Source organism: uncultured Idiomarina sp. (assembly GCF_964010655.1).
Taxonomy (GTDB): Bacteria; Pseudomonadota; Gammaproteobacteria; order Enterobacterales; family Alteromonadaceae; genus Idiomarina; species Idiomarina baltica.
This window is the reverse complement of sequence record NZ_CAXGLS010000006.1, coordinates 1-18,595: the sequence shown is the minus strand read 5'-3', so window position 1 is coordinate 18,595 and position 18,595 is coordinate 1. Positions and strand designations below refer to the sequence as shown.

Here is an 18,595-nt window from a genome sequence, read left to right as displayed (position 1 = left end):
GTGAAATAAAAATGCCGGCTCATTGTTTCCAATCAACCGGCATGCAGATTCGTTGTATTAACGGTTAGGACTTTTCTAGATCAAAGCGATCGAGCTGCATCACTTTAACCCATGCATTTATAAAGTCGTCGACGAACTTGTCTTTTGAGTCATCAAGGGCATAAATCTCCGCCACTGCACGTAACTCGGAGTTCGAACCAAAAATTAAGTCGACCGTCGTTGCGGTGTACTTTGGCTCACCCGTAGTGCGGTCACGACCAATGTATAGCGACTCGTCATCCTGAGAGGGTTCCCATTGTGTATCCATACTCAGCAAGTTTACGAAAAAGTCGTTGTTGAGTGTACCTGGCTGCTCCGTGAAAACTCCGTGCTCAGTACCTTTATAGTTCGCCCCTAAACTGCGTAAACCTCCCAATAAAACGGTCAGTTCTGGGACAGTTAAGTCGAGCGTGTCGGCTTTATCGACCATCATTTGCGCTGGATTCAAACGGCTCTCTTCACTGTAATAGTTTCGAAAAGCGTCTGCAGTTGGCTCCAAGAACTTAAATGACTGCACGTCGGTTATCTCTTGGGTCGCATCTGCGCGTCCAGGTATGAAAGGTACCTTTACGCGATAGCCCGCATCTTCAGCTGCTTTTTCGATAGCAGCGGCACCTGCCAGCACGATAGTATCCGCTAGAGATATTTGCTTATTGCCAGAGAGCGATTGATTGAACTCAGCACGAATGCGCTTAAGTTCATTCAGTACTCGCCTCAACTCTTCAGGGTTATTCGCTTCCCAGTTTATTTGTGGTTCCAAAGCGATCCGCGCGCCATTGGCTCCGCCGCGCATATCTGTGGCACGGAAGCTTGAAGCCGCTGCCCAGGCGGTACGAACGAGTTCTGGCACCGTCAGTTTGCTGGCCAAGATCTGTTTTTTTAACTCGCTAATTTCGCTTTCGTTAATCAGCGTGTAATCGACTTTAGGGATTGGGTCTTGCCAAATAAGGTCTTCTTTAGGTGCCATACTGCCAAGGTATCGTGCTTTGGGACCCATATCGCGGTGGGTCAATTTAAACCAAGCTTTAGCAAACGCAAGTTCGAATTCTTCTGGGTTTTCGTGAAAACGCTTCGCGATTTTGCGATATTCAGGGTCGAACTTTAGTGCGAGATCGGTAGTAAACATGATAGGCGCGTGACGCTTACCTTCGACGTGTGCATCAGGTACCATATTAGCCGCTTGACCATCTTTAGGTATCCATTGAATAGCGCCCGCTGGACTGCGCGTCTGTTCCCAGTCGAAACCAAACAAATTATCCAAGTATTGGGTCGTCCACGCAGTAGGATTGACCGACCATGCACCTTCTAAGCCACTGGTGATCGTGTCCTCAGCATTACCTTTTCCGCAACTATTCTTCCAACCGAGACCTTGTTGTTCTACGGGGGCGGCAGCAGGTTCAGCGCCTAAGCATTCTTCAGGTTTGTGCGCGCCGTGCGCTTTACCAAACGTATGTCCGCCGGCGATCAATGCAACGGTTTCCTCATCGTTCATCGCCATGCGTCCGAACGTGTCTCGAATATCTTTTGCGGCGAGCAGTGGATCGGGGTTGCCATTTGGACCTTCTGGGTTGACGTAAATTAGCCCCATTTGTACCGCGGCTAATGGGTTATCGAGTTTACGTTCACCTTGATAGCGTTTGTCACCGAGCCACTCGGTTTCAGGTCCCCAGTAAACAATATCAGGCTCCCAGGCATCTTCACGACCGCCAGCAAAACCGTAGGTCTTAAAGCCCATTGATTCGAGCGCTACGTTGCCTGTCAGTACCATCAAATCAGCCCAAGAAATATTGCGGCCGTATTTTTGCTTCACAGGCCATAACAGACGACGTGCTTTATCCAAACTAACGTTGTCGGGCCAGCTATTAAGCGGTTCAAAGCGTTGTTGCGCTCCCGCAGCACCGCCGCGTCCATCTTGTACACGATAGGTGCCCGCACCGTGCCATGCCATGCGAATAAAGAAAGGGCCATAATGTCCATAATCGGCTGGCCACCAATCTTGATCCGATGTCATCAGTGCTTCGATGTCCCTTTTAACCGCTTCTAGATCAAGTGCATTAAAGGCCTCTGCATAATCAAAATCGGCATCGAGTGGGTTGGACTCTGGGCTGTGCTGGCGCAGAGGTTCCAAATTAAGTTTGTTTGGCCACCAAAAGCTATTTTCCTTAGCTTGCTCGGTTTGCTGCATATTCTTGTGGTAGTTATGACCTTGCTGCGCTAATGCTTGACCCGATAAAGTCAGTGCTACAGCGGCCGACACCAGTGAGATACTCATTTTTCGTGTGACACTCATTTTGTTAACCTCATGTTGACTGTTTAACCATTTTCGCAATGTAATATAGACCAGTTTTATGGATATATCCCCTGGTTTCTGATTGTTAAAAACGATTAATCTAATCGGTATTTCACACTTCGCACCACTTAACCTGGTATGCCCCCGTTTTCTCGCAGTTTTCATGTTTATCTATTCAATTTTTAGTATGCTAAATAAGTTATTCAATTTGTTATGAGGTTTTCGTGGTCAAATTTCGACGTTCTATGGTACTTAGCGCCCTTATCAGTGCGCTTCCTTTGGCGAGCGTTCAAGCACATGATGGTATTGAGCGTATCTTGGTTTCTGGGCATCAAGCTAATTTGTTAGGTCAGTCGATGTCGGCTTCCGAAGGCGTCTTAGGACAGCCCGAAATTGAAATTCGTCCGATGTTAAGAACGGGTGAACTGATGGAACTCATTCCAGGAATGAGTGCAACGCAACACAGCGGTAGTGGTAAAGCCAACCAATACTTTTGCGTGGTTTTAACTTAGACCATGGCACTGACTTTGCTACATACGTTGATGGTATGCCGGTTAATATGCGTAGCCACGGACATGGTCAGGGCTATACCGACATTAACTTTTTAATTCCCGAGATCATTGCTCAAGTGACGTATCAAAAGGGCACTTATTATGGAGATGTAGGTGATTTCTCCGGAGCAGGCAGTGTTGGTTTTAGCACTCAAATGACGCGGCGCAATGGGCTCGCATCCGTGACCCTAGGCGAAGATAATTATCGACGTGCTTTGGTAGCTGATAGTGTGAATTCAGGAAGCCGGAATGCGACCTTGTATGCGCTTGAGTATCAAACTTATGATGGACCGTGGTCTGATATCGATGAGGATGTTGATAAGCTCAACGGTGTTTTGAGACATAGTATTCGCCTAGATGACGGTGTTCTAACACTCGGAGCCATGGGCTACCATAATGAGTGGAATAGTGCTGATCAAATTCCTGCTCGTGCAGTGGAGTCTGGATTAATTGATGAGCTCGGCTCGATTGACCCGACACTCGGTGGTAAGACACATCGTTACAGTCTCAACGCTATTTACACGACAGCGGACTACGCATTAAGCGCTTATGCCATCGACTATGGTTTGTCTCTTTTCTCTAATTTCACATACTACCTTGATGATCCTGTCAATGGTGACCAATTTGAACAGGTCGACGATCGAATGATTTATGGTGCCTCAGGTAGTTGGCATATCAACAATAATTTCACGGTAGGGTTTGATACGCGCTATGACGATATCGGCGAAGTCGGGCTTTATAAAAGCGAGGCACGCGAGCGTATTGGAGCCGTGCGCAGTGACCGTGTTGATGAGTGGAGCTTTGGCTCGTATGTGACACATGATTACCAGTGGACAGGGCGACTGCGTAGTACCGTATCACTCCGTTATGATTACTTTGACTTTGATGTGAACAGCCGACTGCAACAAAATATTTATGATGTTCAGTTAACCCATAACAATGGTCAAGAATCCGATGCATTATGGTCACTAAAAGGTAGCCTTAATTATCTGTTATTGGATGATATGGAAGTATACCTATCTGCGGGACAGGGCTTTCACTCTAACGATGCGCGAGGCACTGTCACGCGTGTTGATCCTAACTCCGGTGATCGTGTCGCGCCTGTCGACCCGCTTGTTCGTGCTTTAGGTTACGAGGTTGGAATGCGTTGGCGTCCAAATAGCCAGTTTAACAGCTCAGTCGCGCTTTGGGCGCTTGAGCAGGATAGCGAGTTATTGTTTGTGGGTGATGCGGGCAATACGGAAGCGAGTCGGCCATCATACAGAAATGGTATTGAAGTGGCTGCCTACTATAATGTAAATGATAACCTCAGCTTTGACTTTGAATATGCTTATACAGATGCTGAATTTGATGATGCGCTACCTAATGATTATATTCCAGGGGCGGTTGAAGATATTCTGCAATTGGGCGCAACCCATAGGTTTGGGAATAATTGGTTGTCTACATTACGTGTGCGCTATATCGGTGAGCGTCCGTTGACTGAGGATAATAGTGTGCGTTCTGATAGCTCCACGGTGGTCAACTTTTTACTTGCTAAGCAATGGCAGAATTGGTCGGCTCAAGTTCAAATACTCAACTTATTAGACAGTAATGACCATGATATCGATTATTACTATGCATCGCGTTTGCAAGGGGAACCCGCTGCGGGGGTCGAAGATTTACATTATCACGTGATGGAGCCGAGAACTGTGCGGTTTGAGGTAAGTTATACCTTCTAAAACGACGTAAAAAGTATCTTCCGAAAAGAAATAAGGCGGTTTAACCGCCTTATTTTGTTATTAATGTCTAGTCATTTAAGTGGGAGTGATTCACTGCTGAAATAATCTCGGCGAAAGTGGAAGCCGAGTGATAAATATTCACTGACTCTCCGGTTACTTGCGCGATGCGCAGCGACGACACAACGCCACGGATTGAACCTGCTTCAAATACCAGTAAGAAATCGCGCCCAGCAGACTTAAGCGTGGCTGCTGTATCACCAATACGCGCTTTCTGTAGTTGTTTATATTCAACCTGCGGCAACTCATCAAGTTTTCTCATTAAGTCGCCAACAGTTAGATCCGCCCACGGGAGTTGGGTCGATTGACTCACTTGCATAGCATGACGGCTATGAAACTCGCGCAACGCGACTAAGCCCACAATTTGTTCATTACTATTCACGACACAAGCGTAACGAACCTTCGCAGAATTCATGAGCTGCTCAGCACGGTCGAGACTTGTATTTGATCGCAGTAGTAACGGATCGTGGCGCTCGAAGTCATCGAACACATGCAAGGCGTTCGCATGCCAATCACAGTTGAAAGGGTCGCGAGCTTGCGAAGAGAGTGAAACGGCATCACCATGAGATACTGATTTAAGTGATTTAAACTCAGTCATAACGTACTCCTTAATTCCTAAAAATAAATGTCAATACAGCGGAATTAAACAGTCGTTGGTGGAGCCCTTAGTTGTGGGCGAATAAAATCAACGCCGGTAACAAACCGAACGGTGATTTGAACTCGCTCGTCTGTGATGGCTAAAGAGGGAGAAAAGTTCTGACTTGTAATAGCTGGCGAATGATCGGGTTGTTCTGAACCGATATCGTTAGCGCCAGAGGTTTGGATAATACCTTGGGAATGCTCAGCATGATAAACCGATAAATCACAATCAGAAGAGACGCTTTGAACGTTGTGCGCACTCAATGACGCCATCGCAGGTTGCGCGAGTAGCGAAATAGTGACAATGAGTAGAGCAAAAAATTTACGATACATCTTAGCGTTCAGCTCTCAACTAATTTAACTTACAGCTTATGCAATCAACATGAGTCTTATAGATAATAAAAATGACTCTTCTTTGATCACAGTCATAGGTTTATACCTATTTAGAGGAAAACACAAGGAAATAGTTCAATGCAACTTTCTTTATATCAAGTTGATGCCTTTACAGATAGAACCTTCGGTGGTAATCCAGCAGCCGTGGTGCCTCTACTCGACCATACACTATCTGATGATATGCTTCAGTATATCGCGGAAGAGAATAACTTATCGGAAACGGCGTTTTTATCATCAACACGCTCGCCCAGTGTATTCGGTTTACGTTGGTTTACCCCGGCGGCTGAAGTCGATCTCTGTGGTCATGCAACGCTCGCCGCGGCGTTCGTGGTCTTTAGCCATTTGCGCCCCGACATTGAGCAAGTCCACTTTAATACACGCAGCGGTAGTTTGATTGTCACGCGTACGTCATCGGGGATGATGATGGACTTTCCTGCAACAGAACCCCAATCGATTGCCCCGAATGCAGTTGTCAGCCATGGACTTGGTTGTGACCCCGTAGAACTGTTACGTGGCTTTGATCATATTGCGATACTTGAAAATGCAGCGCAAGTGCGTGCTTTATCGCCTGACTTCAATGAATTAAAAAAGCTCGATTCGCGAGGTGTTGTCGCAACCGCAGTTGAAGGAGATGGGTTTGTCAGTCGTTGCTTTTTTCCAAAGCTTAATGTGAACGAAGACCCTGTTACAGGTTCAGCGCATTGCCAGTTAGCTCCTTTGTGGAGTAAGCGATTAAATAAGACGCGGGTTATTGGGGAGCAGCTATCGTCACGAGGTGGTCGCGTGATTTGCGAGGTTGAACAGGATCGCGTGAAGCTTTTTGGACAAGCCGTCGAATATTTGCGAGGAACAATCACGATTTAGTGGTTGGACCATGCTGTAATAACGCGTTATAACAGAGAGTATAAATTATGCGTGTATTTTACATTAAGCTAAACTATGCGCTGATGATTTAGGCAGTACACAAGCGAATAAAGTAGTCTCGCTCATGTGGCGATAACAATAACTTAAACTTCACAAGGAAAGCGCGATGAGAACTTACAAAACCTCACTGCTATATCGAGCCTTGCTAATGGCCGGTGTAGTCTCGCTGAGCGGTTGTAACTTTAGTAACGAAGTGGCTGAATATCAAGCTCCTGAAACTCCGTCAGAACCAGATTATAGTAGCCCCTTACCAGCACAAGATCCTTTATCAACATTTGACGATGACGATGAACTCAGTGCCGACATTCGCTGGACGACCTATGGTGTGCCCTACATAAAAGCGGATAACCTAGAAAGTTTAGGATTTGGCGTTGGCTTTGCTTTTGCTAAAGACAATATCTGTATTTTAGCGGACCAAATCGTGAAATTTAATTCGCAGCGCTCAATGTACTTTGGCCCACATAATCCGATTGGTTCGAATAATAATCAAAACTTAATAGATGATTTTGGCTTTCTTGCGCTAGGTATTCGCGATAACGCCGAACAGGGCTTCGATTCTTTGAGTGAAGAATCTCAAGCATTGTTGACGGGCTATGCGGCGGGATACAACGAATACCTGAGCGAGACAGGCGTAAACAACATCGATCCGACCTGCGCTGGGCAGCCTTTCGTACAAGAAATTACACCTATCGATCTGCTTACGTACGCACAGGGTGTTGCGCTACTGCCAGGGGCTAGCAACTTTACCGGAGCCGTCTTTGTTGCCGCGCCACCAAATCAGAGTTACATGCCACAGCCGGTTGCACCTTCTCAACAAGCAATGACGCTGAGCCCAGTTCATATTGAGATGCCAGAACCTAATCCAACGGAAATGGGCTCTAATGGTTGGGCTATCGGCTCAGAAATGTCTGCGACGGGGAACGGCATGGTGTTGGCTAACCCGCACTTCCCACATACCGGGAACCAACGGTTTTGGCAATTTGGAACGGAAATTCCTGGTGAATTAAAAGTCGTTGGTGGATCGCTATCGGGTATGCCCGGTATCGTCAATATCGGCTTTAATGAGCATGTTGCGTGGACGCACACGTTCTCAACGGCCAATCGGTTTGTCGTTCATCAGCTAGCGTTAGATCCAGAAGACGAAACGGGGACCCACTATCTAGTCGATGGCGAGTCGGTTCCGATGACAACAAAAACGCATCAGATCCAAGTGAATACGGGCAATGGCCTAATAACCCTTGAAAAAACCAGTTATCACAGTGAGTTTGGCACAATTATTAAAGTTCCTAATTCACCGCTAACTTGGGGTACCGACCCTTATGGGAAGGACGTAGCTTACGCGATCTATGATGCGAATCTGCCTAATTTTGAAATTTTCGATCACTGGTTGGCAATGAACCGCGCACGCAACATTGAAGAATATCGCCAGTCATTTGTCGATTACACGGGCACGGTATTTAACAATGCCATGGCGGCTGACGAAGATGGTGATGTGTTCTTTACGGACGGCTCATCGGTCCCTAACTTGAGTGATGAGACGATTGCACAGTGGCAAAGCAACGCTGTTTTGCAGGGGATCAGTGCGTCGGCAGGGTTTCCTGTCGTTCCGGGGACTTCTGCCAGTCACAAAGCGGACGGAAAAATGCCTTTTAGCAAGGCTCCACAACTGCTTCGGAACGATTTCGTGCAGAACTCTAATGACAGCTTTTGGCTAACGAACCCCAATAATCCAATCGAAAACGTATCCCCACTTTGGGGACCTATCGGTAACCAACAGTCTTTGCGCTCTCGTTTGGGTCAAAAAATGTTAGCGGAAGGGGGCTCTGTTAATGGCTTGTTTAGTCGAGAAGACATTGCAAATAAGCTCTTGAGCAACCGCGCATTTCTTGCTGAAGCGGTACTCGACGACTTAGTTGACCTTTGTACCGCGCAAGGTAGTAATCCTGTCAACACTGCGGCTGGCGCAATGAGTATTAAACCTGGGTGCGATGTACTTGCACAGTGGGATGGTACGATGAATAAAGACAGTGTCGGTGCGATGCTATTCCGTGAGTTTGCCTCAGAATGGTCGCGTAACCCGCAGTGGCAGGTGCCCTACGATGCCTCGCAACCGCTCACAACCCCCAGCGGTTTGAAGAAATCAACAGCGGTCTTGACGCTATTAGGCAATGCTATGGCGCGTATTCAGTCGGTAGGCTTGTCGATTGACGCCCCGCTAGGCGAGGTTCAATTCGTTGAGCGTGCGCTTCCAGATGGAACACCGAGTGGTAATCGGTTGCCCTGGGGTGGTGCCAATAACATCGAAGGGGGCTTTAACGTGTTCCGCGCAAACACGGGCTCTGATGGCACGATTTATCCGCGCTTGATTTATCCACAAGTGGAAGGCTCAAACCTAGCGGCAAATGGTGCTGGCTATCATATCAGTTATGGTTCGAGCTGGATGTTCACCATGGAGTTCACCGATGACGGTCCGCAGGCTCAAGGTTTACTGAGCTATTCTCAGTCTCGTAATATCCTGTCTGATCACTACATTGACCAAACTCAGCTGTACTCTCAGGAGCCACAACTGCGTCCGATTTGGTTTGATAATGCAGATATTGATAATAACGTCATTGAGGAACGAACCATTACGCAATCACAAGCGAATTAACATGACGTACCAAAACCCCAGCCTCGGCTGGGGTTTCTTTTTTCTGTCACTGACAATAGTGGTTATAAAGCGTATACTGCATGCATAGTAGTCAATATTTAATTTCAACTTATAAGAGAACTTATGTCAGAAACAAATTCGAACGACCAACCCACCCCTAACTACGAGGTTGAAATACCAAGTAGGGAAGCGTTGCTTGGGTTGGTGCAGAAGCATCTTAAACCTGTTTCGTTTGATGAATTTGTAAGTCATTTCAAGCTTGGTGATGAACGCCAACAAGTAGGCATCAAACGTCGCTTGCGAGCGATGGAACGTGACGGTCAGTTAGTGTATACCAAAGCCAATAGCTACGGATTACCAGACCGAATGCAATTGATTAAAGGGCGTATCATCGGTCACCGCGAAGGCTTTGGTTTTTGTCAGCCTGAAGAAGGTGGTGGTGATATCTTTATTCCTCATCACCAAATGTACTCGGTACTCCATGGCGATGTGGTACTGGTTAAAGTGTCAGGGCAAGATCGCAAAGGAAAACGTGAAGGTCGTGTGGTGAGGGTTATAGAACCCCGTGATAACGATATCGTCGGACGTTACTTTGTCGATCATGATATGGGTATTGTTGTTCCTGATGATAGTCGCATTAACCAAGATATTTTGATCCCCAACCATGCGACCGCGGGTGCGCGTCACGGCCAATTGGTTGTGGTCAAGATTACACGAAGACCTAACAAACGTACTAGCCCCATTGGTGAGATTACCGAAATTCTCGGTGATCACATGGCACCTGGAATGGAGATTGAAGTCGCCATTCGAGAACATGACATTCCTAATGAATGGCCTGAAGGGTTAGATCAAGAGCTTAATAAAATAGCTGATGAAATTCCTAAGCAAGCGTATGAGGGACGTATCGATTTACGTGAATTACCGCTCATCACGATTGATGGGGAAGATTCTCGTGATTTTGACGATGCGGTCTTAGCGATGCCCGAAGAGAGCGGTTGGCGTTTATGGGTGGCGATTGCAGACGTGTCCTACTATGTGAAGCCCAATACGGTACTTGATCAAGAAGCGTGGAATCGAGGCAACTCCGTTTACTTTCCTAACAACGTGATTCCCATGCTGCCAGAAAAGCTCTCGAATGGTCTTTGCTCCCTCAATCCGAATGTCGACCGGTTGTGTATGGTGGCTGAAATCGAAGTGGGGCCGCGCGGCAAGTTGAAATCATCGCGTTTCTATCCGGCAGTAATGAATAGTCACGCGCGCTTAACCTACACTAAAGTTAAGCAAATTTTAGATGGTGATACAGAACTACGCGAGCAATACAAAGATGTATTAACGAATATTGAGTCGTTGCATAGCCTATATAAAGCACTGGCTTCGGTCAGGAAGAAACGTTCTGCGATCGAGTTTGATACGCAAGAAGTTCGATTTATTTTTAATACCGAGCGTAAAATCGAGCGTATTGAACCGGTTAAACGTCATGTCGCACATAAAATCATCGAAGAGTGCATGATTGCGGCTAATGTAGAGGCCGCTAAACTGGTTGAGTCAGTCGACGATATCAATGCATTGTTTCGTGTCCATGAACCGCCTGCCGATGAGCGTTTGACTAACTTTCGTAGCTTCCTGGGTGAATTAGGTCTTGAATTAGGAGGTGGCGACGAGCCTACGCCGACGGATTTCGGCAAGCTTTTGTCTGAGGTTCAACAACGCCCTGATCGAGAACTAATAGAGACGATGCTTCTGCGCTCAATGCAACAAGCAGTCTATCAACCTGATAACACAGGTCACTTCGGCTTGGCATTAAAATCGTATTCACACTTCACGTCTCCGATTAGGCGCTATCCTGATCTCATTTTACATCGCGCGATTAAGGCAATTTTAAAGCGCAAGGGCGAGTTTAAGGGCGCGTTGACCGGTGCATGGGCATATGATGATACTGAGCTCGATGATTTAGGTGTTCATTGTAGTCACACTGAACGCCGTGCTGATGATGCAACGCGACAGGTGGATGAGTGGCTCAAATGTGAGTTCATGCAAGACCATATCGGCTCAAGTTTCACTGGTGTTATCGCGGCGGTTACAAACTTTGGTTTATTCGTGCGGCTTGACGAATATCAAATTGATGGTCTGGTGCACATCAGTAATTTAGGTGATGACTATTATCAGTTTGATAACACCAAAAATATGCTTGTGGGTGAAAATAGTCACCGCGTGTTCCGACTTGGAGATAAAGTAGAAGTGCGTGTTAAACAAGTCAATCTAGACGACCGTAAAATTGACTTAGAGTTGTTAAGTGCAGAGAGTCCTACGGGTAAATCTCGTATGCCTAAAGGCAATAAAGGACAGCAGCGTAACGCTAAAAAGGGTGACAAAAATAGCCGTGGTAAGCGCTCGAATAAGCGCAAGCCGTCAAGTAAAAAAACATCGGGTCAAAAAAATAGTCGCGGTCATTCAAGTAGTAAGGGGCGCAATAAATCATGAGTCAGAAGGTTACAGTTTTTGGTTTGCACGCGGTTCGCTCAGTGCTAACACAGCACCCCGATCGGTTAATAGAGTTATTTGTTTCACGTGAACGTCAGGATGCTTCCGTTGCTGAGGTGATAGGTCAAGCGGAGGCGATTGGTATTCGGCCTCAGTGGATACCGCGTCAAGCGCTTGATAAAAGAGCCGAGTTTGGTAACCATCAAGGCGTGGTAGCGACAATAAAAGCTTTACCGCCACTGAATGAGAATGATTTTTCAACATTGATTGAAAAAGCCCAAGGTGCCCCGTTATTTTTAGTACTCGATAACGTGACTGATCCACACAACCTAGGTGCATGCATGCGCACGGCCGATGCCGCTGGCGCGACAGCTGTGGTTGTGCCTAAGGACAAATCAGCACAGATTACGCCTACCGTACGAAAAGTAGCGTGCGGTGCAGTAGACAACATTCCTTTGGTTGTTGTAACCAACTTGGCACGTGCGCTTCGCACACTGCAAGAGCTCAATGTGTGGGTGGTTGGTACAGCAGGTGAAGCCGATAAATCACTTTATCAAATCGATTTTAAGGGTCCGCTCGCATTAGTTATGGGAGCCGAGGGCAAGGGAATGCGTCGACTGACCCGTGAAACTTGCGATGAATTGGCATCTATCCCATTAGATGGCTCTGTAAGCAGTTTAAATGTATCTGTTGCCAGTGGGGTTTGTCTTTTTGAGGCGGTGAGACAGCGTCATGCCAATTAGCCGCCGTTTACTTCCGATAATTATCGCACTGGCACTGATTGGTTTACTGTTCCTCAGTTGGACGCCAAATTGGAATGAAAGTACCTTTGTGCGATCAACTAAGCCTTATGTCAGCATCAGTTACGAATCGAAAACAGATGAGGCGATTGTTAATCAGGTGCTCGAAGATTTACAGAATCGGTTTGATGTGAGACACGAATGGCATATCGAATCGGCGAAGAATGCGGAATATGCGATTCGTGTTGAAGTGGATAAGCAAGATGATTTCTTGACATTACAAGCCGACATCGTTCGGTCCGAGACGCCTCTTGATAGAGTCATGGTAAGAGGGCCAGAAGGCGTCAAAACTGAACTGGCAGGGCGATTAGTATCTTTAGTGACCGACGAAGTCAGCGCAGCACACAAAGCGTCCCACCCTGAAGCGCGAGATTATTAATCATTGCATTTTGTGCATAAATTAGTTAAACTCGCGCGGCTCAAATCAGCCGTTTTATCTTTTTAAATAGAGTATTCCTTGCTTCTATGTCAGTTTGGCTGAACTGAACAGAGGCTACTGAACCAAAAGGAAGCAGTAATGCGTCATTACGAAATCGTATTTATGGTCCATCCAGACCAAAGCGAGCAAGTACCTGGCATGATCGAGCGCTACAGCGAAACGATCAAGCAAGGTGGTGGCCAGATCCATCGTCTAGAAGACTGGGGTCGCCGTCAACTAGCTTACCCAATCAACAAGCTTCATAAAGCGCACTACGTGTTGCTAAACATTGAAGCGAACGCAGAAGTTGTTGACGAGCTGGAAACAGCCTTCCGTTTCAACGACGCTGTTTTACGTAACCTTGTTATGCGTAAAAAAGAAGCGATCACTGAACCATCTCCTTTAACTAAAAAGGAAGAGCGTAAAGGTGATAGCGAAGCCGCTTAATTGAGGTTTTGCTCCTTTAGCAACTATGAATCGACTTCATTTAACTGGACACGTTTGTAAACCTGCTCGACTCGAAAAGAGCCCATCAGGTATTGAGCACATCCAATTCTCTCTTGAGCACCGCTCAATGCAAGCAGAAGCAGGAATGAGCCGACAATCATTTGTTCGTTTACAAGTCATCATGAGTGGCGAAGGGCTTACGCACTGGTTGGATAAATTGACGGTGGGCAGTGAAGTACATACCGAGGGTTTCTTGCATCGTCATGAAGACAAGCAAGGGTTAGCCAAGCTAGTTCTTCACGCTCAGCATCTAGAAATGATTTAAGGAGGCCATAATGGCTCGTTTTTTCCGTCGCCGTAAATTCTGCCGTTTTAAGGCTGAAGGCGTAAAAGAGATCGATTACAAAGACATCGCTACGCTAAAAAACTACATCACTGAATCTGGCAAGATTGTTCCTAGCCGTATCACTGGAACGTCAGCTAAGTATCAGCGTCAGTTAGCACGTGCTATCAAACGTGCTCGTTATTTGTCTTTGCTGCCTTACACTGATTCACATCAGTAAGTTAGCAAAGGCTCGGATACCAAGATTTAGAGGTAGCGAAAATGAATATCATCTTATTAGATAAGATCGCTAACCTAGGTAGCTTAGGCGACCAGGTTGCTGTTAAGTCAGGTTACGCGCGTAACTTCTTGTTCCCACAAGGTAAAGCGGTTCCTGCAACTAAAGAAAACGTTGAGCTTTTTGAGCAACGTCGTGCTGACTACGAAGCGAAATTGGCTGACCAATTAGCTGCAGCTCAAGCGCGCGCTGAAAAAGTCAATGCTTTGGAATCTGTTACTATCGCTTCTAAAGCGGGTGACGAAGGTAAATTATTTGGCTCTATCGGTACTCGTGATATCGCGGACGCAGTTACTGCGGCTGGCGTTGAAGTGAAGAAGAGCGAAGTACTTATGCCAAACGGCACGTTGCGTGAAGTAGGTGAGTTTGAAATCGAACTACACTTGCACGCTGACGTGTTCGCTAACATCACTGTAAAAGTGGTTCCAACTAAGTAATATGTTACTGAGTTATGAAAAGCTGCCTTAGGGCAGCTTTTTTTTTACCTGCCTTGTAAACCTAGCCTCGCATTAACGCGACTTACTCTATAAATTAGCTAATAAACTTTTTTCAGGGAGAGAACCTTGTCAGACAGCAACGACATAGAGTTAGCTGCCAATGGCGATAAGCATGCGTTTAGACGCTTATATGAGCGTTACGTACGTGGTGTCTACGGAATGGTGTTCAGGTTAACTGCTGATCGCTCACTGGCCGATGACTTGGTACAGGAAGTCTTTGTACAGGCCTGGCGTTCATTACCCAAATTTGATGGTCGAGCAAAGTTTTCAACGTGGCTTTTTAGTCTTGCTAATAATGTGGGTATTACAGAAATGCGAAAGCAGTCACGATGGTTTAAACGCAATGAGCGAGCCATTGACCATAATACGCTGGACGAAGCTGACAGTAGCGACATTGATTTAGGCGAGCTCGATAAGTTGATCATCCGCTTGCCTGAGCAAACACGACAGGTTTTCGTTCTACATGCGTTACAGGACTATTCGCACCAGCAAATTGCTGACCTGTTACATATTGCCGAAGGTACGAGTAAATCCCAGTTTTTTCGCGCTAAGAAATTAATGCAGGAGTGGTTATGAGCAACGAAAAAGAGCAACAGTTAGAAGCACTTATTGCGCACCAACGTGAGACTCCTGACGCAATAGAGCCGAGTGATGACTTATGGCAGGGTATTGAACAGCGCTTAGAGGGGCAAACGACTGAGGACTCACGTACATGGTGGGCAGCTGCCGGTGGGGCGCTCGCCGCGAGTCTGTTGGCGGTGGCTGTCTTTGTTGGCTACCAAGGTGCTCAGCCAGGAGAAGATATCAGAACTAATGAATCACCTTATTACGCGGCAGCGGCACAGATGATCAGCACCCAAGCGCAACAGGTTTCGGCGCTGCAAAGGGGTTACAAACTTGCTGGAATTGAGCAGAGTGATGAGCAATTAACTACACAGCTACAACAGCTAGCTAAAGCGCGACAGTCGGTATTAGAAGCGTTAGCGTCTGGCCCTGGTAATGCACAGCAATTGGAGCTGTTGCGTTGGATTAACGAACAAGAACTGGCTTTATTAGAGCAAAGCTATCAACAAAAGCCAGTATTGAAACAAATTTAAGCTTGGTGAACGAGGAGATTACTATGAAATTTTTAACCGCATTATTGATGGGAGCTGTTGCGCTGTCAACAGTGAACGCTGTTGCACAAGAGCGTGTCGATGAAAAAATGGAAGTGCCGAAGGGGACGGAAGTATTTGTTGATAACGAACGCGGCTCAATCGAGATCATGGCGAGTGATGACAACGTGGTTCATGTTACTGGAACACTCGACAAACGCACTGAGCAATTTATTTTTGAACTACGTGGCTCAACATTGCAGGTGCAAATCAAAACACCCGAGCAAAATGGGTGGTTCGACGATGATGAAGGGTCAAAGTTAACTATTTATATGCCTAAATCAAGCCATCTTGATGTAAAAGGTGTATCCATGGATGTCGATGCCTTTGATTTGCAAGAAGGTATCGAAGTAAACCTCGTGAGCGGTGATGTGAAAGTCGAAAATATTGGTGGCGGTGTCGAAGTCAGTACTGTCAGTGGTGACATTGATGCGCGGTCTATTGCTGGTACCGTCAGGCTAGAAAGTGTTAGTGGGGATATTAGCGATAAAGGCAGTAGCGCGAGAGTCGCTCATTATCAAGCCGTTAGCGGCGATATTAGTGTTTACGCCGATATGATGGAAGAGTTCTACTTACAAAACGTCTCAGGCGATGTAACGGCTGAATTACCAAGTCTCAAGAAAGCTAATTTAAAAAATGTCAGTGGAGACGTTAATCTTTCGCTTAAATTGGCAGACAGTGGTGAATTGAAAGCTTCATCCGTGAGCGGCGATATGGCGTTTACTTTCAGTGCGATACCGAACGCCAGTTTTGATATTACAACTAATGCTGGTGGTGACATTGTTAACCGTATTAGTAACGACAAACCCACTGAATCGCGCTGGGGAACTTCGTCAGAATTAAACTTCGAAGTCGGTACTGGAAGTGCGAGAGTGGGTTTAACAACCGTCTCAGGAACTGTCGAAATTCGTCGCGATTAACGATATAGTAGCGCTCATTGGCGAGTGTACAGAGACTGTAACGATGGCGGAAAAAAATAAGCAAAGAGATAAGTCGATTGAGGCGCTGCGTTCAGCGCCTCATTCGATCGAAGCCGAACAATCTGTGTTGGGTGGGTTGATGTTAGATAATGACGCTTGGGATAAAGTTTCTGGGCTGATTATCGCGCAAGATTTTTATCATCGTGCTCATCGACTGATTTTTACTGCAATGCAATCCCTCGCCGATAGCAGTCAGCCAATGGACTTAGTGACTGTTTCTGAGGAGCTAGAGGCGAACACTGAGCTCGACGCCGTGGGTGGCTTTGCGTATCTAGGTGAAATTTCGAAAAATACACCGAGTGCAGCCAATATTGTCGCTTATGCCAATATTGTACGAGAGCGGGCGGTGCTCAGAGAGATGATTGCCGCAGCGAATGATATTGCCGAGTCAGGTTACGATACCCAAGGACGAACGAGCCAACAGTTACTCGATGAGGCGGAGAGTAAAGTATTTCGTATTGCTGAGAAGCGCACTAGTGCAACGGAAGGCCCCAAGGGGGTCAGTGATATTCTGGCTAAGACGATTGAGAAAATAGAGACGCTTAGCAACATAAAAAATCATAACGGTGTAACAGGCACATCGACTGGCTTCCATGATTTAGACCAGATGACTGCCGGTCTGCAGCCTTCAGATCTTATTATTGTTGCCGCTCGACCGTCGATGGGTAAAACCACCTTCGCGATGAACTTAGCCGAAAACGTCGCAATGAACGAAGAAAAACCGGTGCTGGTGTTTAGTTTAGAAATGCCATCTGAGCAAATCATGATGCGTATGCTGGCATCACTCAGTCGCGTTGACCAAAACCGTGTGAGGACGGGACGTTTGGAGGATGATGATTGGGCTCGTATTGCCTCAGTCATGAACATTCTCAATGATAAGAATAATCTGTATATCGATGATTCCTCCGGATTAACACCGACAGAAGTTCGCTCTAGGGCTCGTCGTGTTGCGCGAGATCACGGTGGGTTATCGATGATTATGGTGGATTACTTGCAGTTAATGACAGTACCGGGGATGTCAGAAAATCGTACACTTGAAATTGCTGAGATCTCGCGCTCATTAAAATCTTTAGCTAAGGAATTGAGTGTTCCTGTCGTAGCGCTTTCACAGCTTAACCGCTCACTTGAGCAACGCTCAGATAAGCGTCCTGTCAACTCCGACTTGCGCGAGTCTGGATCGATCGAGCAGGATGCTGACGTTATTATGTTTATCTACCGTGATGAGGTTTATCACCCAGACAGTGCAGAGAAAGGATTAGCGGAGATTATCATTGGTAAGCAAAGGAATGGACCCATCGGTAAAGTTGAACTTAAATTCCATGGGCATCTATCGCGGTTTGATAATTTTGCTCGAGCGTCTGATGATGAGCGCTATTAACTTATAAAAAGAGAGCTTAGCAACAACTAGGCTCTCAGCTTATCAAAACATATTTCGATGTATGCCTTACCGGCAACATGGTTGAAGGGCATGATCAGCTTTGCGCCCTCAGAGCGATGAGATATAGTATGGTCGCGTCCCGAGACGACGATTGGTGTGGCCATATCAAACTCAAAACCGCGCTCGGCGAGCTCCTTTTTGGCACCGCCTGTAACCATATTAGTGATTTCACCCACCATATCGCATACCTCTTCATCCACTGAATCGGGTAGCTCGCCCAACATCTTATGCATGATTTCACAGGCTAGATTTTCTTCAAAGGATATTGAAAAGGAGCCTTTAACTTGTGGACCTACCATTCCAATGATGCCCGACACATCGCCACGAGCGTATTCATCCTTTTTAATTTGAGGCTTTCCTGGCTTAAGCTCTATTTGAGCCATCATTGAAAGCACGTTTTGAAGTGCGTTCAAAAATGGGTTGACGAACGCTGCGTCCATAAATAATTACCTTTTACTTACCGCAATTGATTTTTTTTGTGTCACGCTGCTCGTTAAGT

The 18,595-nt window shown here is 46.4% G+C and carries 19 protein-coding genes; 15 read left to right on the top strand and 4 right to left on the bottom strand.

All coding sequences use genetic code 11. The features are described from left to right. Positions 1–64 precede the first annotated feature (64 nt). Complete coding sequence (gene katG / locus ABNS04_RS03005) at positions 65–2,329, bottom strand: catalase/peroxidase HPI (RefSeq protein ID WP_286682133.1); 2,265 nt, start codon at positions 2,327–2,329, stop codon at positions 65–67. A gap of 224 nt (positions 2,330–2,553) precedes the next feature. Between katG and ABNS04_RS03000 the strand changes: the two genes are divergently transcribed. Then, on the top strand, positions 2,554–2,841 hold the full coding sequence (locus ABNS04_RS03000; protein ID WP_337877929.1) for a hypothetical protein: 288 nt from the start codon (positions 2,554–2,556) through the stop codon (positions 2,839–2,841). A gap of 35 nt (positions 2,842–2,876) precedes the next feature. Next, the gene (locus ABNS04_RS02995; protein WP_337877930.1) at positions 2,877–4,598 is read left to right on the top strand and encodes a TonB-dependent receptor; all 1,722 of its coding nucleotides are present in this window, start codon (positions 2,877–2,879) and stop codon (positions 4,596–4,598) included. 67 nt (positions 4,599–4,665) lie between these two features. On the opposite strand, the gene ABNS04_RS02990 is transcribed toward ABNS04_RS02995, so the two are convergent. After that, positions 4,666–5,253, bottom strand: coding sequence for a CBS domain-containing protein (locus tag ABNS04_RS02990; RefSeq protein ID WP_071463958.1), 588 nt, complete (start codon positions 5,251–5,253; stop codon positions 4,666–4,668). Positions 5,254–5,297: 44 nt separating this feature from the next. Then, complete coding sequence (locus tag ABNS04_RS02985; protein ID WP_006956996.1) at positions 5,298–5,627, bottom strand: hypothetical protein; 330 nt, start codon at positions 5,625–5,627, stop codon at positions 5,298–5,300. Between the two features lie 138 nt (positions 5,628–5,765). Here ABNS04_RS02985 and ABNS04_RS02980 point away from each other — a divergent pair, with 138 nt between their 5' ends. From ABNS04_RS02980 to dnaB, 13 genes are all read left to right on the top strand, one after another. Beyond that, entirely contained in the window at positions 5,766–6,551 is a 786-nt protein-coding gene (locus ABNS04_RS02980; RefSeq protein WP_272977920.1) for a PhzF family phenazine biosynthesis protein, read from the top strand. A gap of 166 nt (positions 6,552–6,717) precedes the next feature. Beyond that, a complete protein-coding gene (locus ABNS04_RS02975; RefSeq protein ID WP_272977921.1) occupies positions 6,718–9,261 on the top strand; it encodes an acylase in 2,544 nt (847 codons plus the stop codon). 123 nt (positions 9,262–9,384) lie between these two features. After that, complete coding sequence (gene rnr, locus ABNS04_RS02970) at positions 9,385–11,742, top strand: ribonuclease R (RefSeq protein WP_272977922.1); 2,358 nt, start codon at positions 9,385–9,387, stop codon at positions 11,740–11,742. Then, positions 11,739–12,485, top strand: coding sequence for a 23S rRNA (guanosine(2251)-2'-O)-methyltransferase RlmB (rlmB, locus tag ABNS04_RS02965; protein ID WP_272977923.1), 747 nt, complete (start codon positions 11,739–11,741; stop codon positions 12,483–12,485). The genes rnr and rlmB overlap by 4 nt, the downstream gene beginning before the upstream one ends. Further along, complete coding sequence (locus tag ABNS04_RS02960; protein ID WP_006956991.1) at positions 12,475–12,921, top strand: hypothetical protein; 447 nt, start codon at positions 12,475–12,477, stop codon at positions 12,919–12,921. The genes rlmB and ABNS04_RS02960 overlap by 11 nt, the downstream gene beginning before the upstream one ends. A gap of 138 nt (positions 12,922–13,059) precedes the next feature. After that, positions 13,060–13,407, top strand: coding sequence for a 30S ribosomal protein S6 (rpsF, locus tag ABNS04_RS02955; protein ID WP_006956990.1), 348 nt, complete (start codon positions 13,060–13,062; stop codon positions 13,405–13,407). 25 nt (positions 13,408–13,432) lie between these two features. After that, positions 13,433–13,732 carry a primosomal replication protein N gene (gene priB, locus ABNS04_RS02950; RefSeq protein WP_006956989.1) on the top strand — a complete coding sequence of 100 codons (300 nt, stop codon included), beginning with the start codon at positions 13,433–13,435 and terminating at the stop codon, positions 13,730–13,732. 10 nt (positions 13,733–13,742) lie between these two features. Continuing rightward, positions 13,743–13,970 carry a 30S ribosomal protein S18 gene (gene rpsR, locus ABNS04_RS02945; protein WP_006956988.1) on the top strand — a complete coding sequence of 76 codons (228 nt, stop codon included), beginning with the start codon at positions 13,743–13,745 and terminating at the stop codon, positions 13,968–13,970. A gap of 41 nt (positions 13,971–14,011) precedes the next feature. Next, positions 14,012–14,464, top strand: a complete 453-nt coding sequence (gene rplI, locus ABNS04_RS02940) for a 50S ribosomal protein L9 (protein ID WP_272977924.1) — start codon at positions 14,012–14,014, stop codon at positions 14,462–14,464. Positions 14,465–14,590: 126 nt separating this feature from the next. Further along, positions 14,591–15,100 (top strand): RNA polymerase sigma factor, encoded by a 510-nt coding sequence (locus ABNS04_RS02935; RefSeq protein ID WP_272977925.1) that lies wholly within the window; start codon positions 14,591–14,593, stop codon positions 15,098–15,100. Next, positions 15,097–15,621 carry a hypothetical protein gene (locus ABNS04_RS02930; protein WP_272977926.1) on the top strand — a complete coding sequence of 175 codons (525 nt, stop codon included), beginning with the start codon at positions 15,097–15,099 and terminating at the stop codon, positions 15,619–15,621. The genes ABNS04_RS02935 and ABNS04_RS02930 overlap by 4 nt, the downstream gene beginning before the upstream one ends. A 23-nt stretch (positions 15,622–15,644) precedes the next feature. Next, complete coding sequence (locus ABNS04_RS02925) at positions 15,645–16,598, top strand: DUF4097 family beta strand repeat-containing protein (protein ID WP_272977927.1); 954 nt, start codon at positions 15,645–15,647, stop codon at positions 16,596–16,598. Between the two features lie 43 nt (positions 16,599–16,641). Continuing rightward, a complete protein-coding gene (gene dnaB / locus ABNS04_RS02920; protein ID WP_006957003.1) occupies positions 16,642–18,036 on the top strand; it encodes a replicative DNA helicase in 1,395 nt (464 codons plus the stop codon). 26 nt (positions 18,037–18,062) lie between these two features. Here dnaB and ABNS04_RS02915 read toward each other — a convergent pair whose 3' ends face one another. Next, entirely contained in the window at positions 18,063–18,536 is a 474-nt protein-coding gene (locus ABNS04_RS02915) for a chemotaxis protein CheX (protein WP_006957002.1), read from the bottom strand. Positions 18,537–18,595 lie beyond the last annotated feature (59 nt).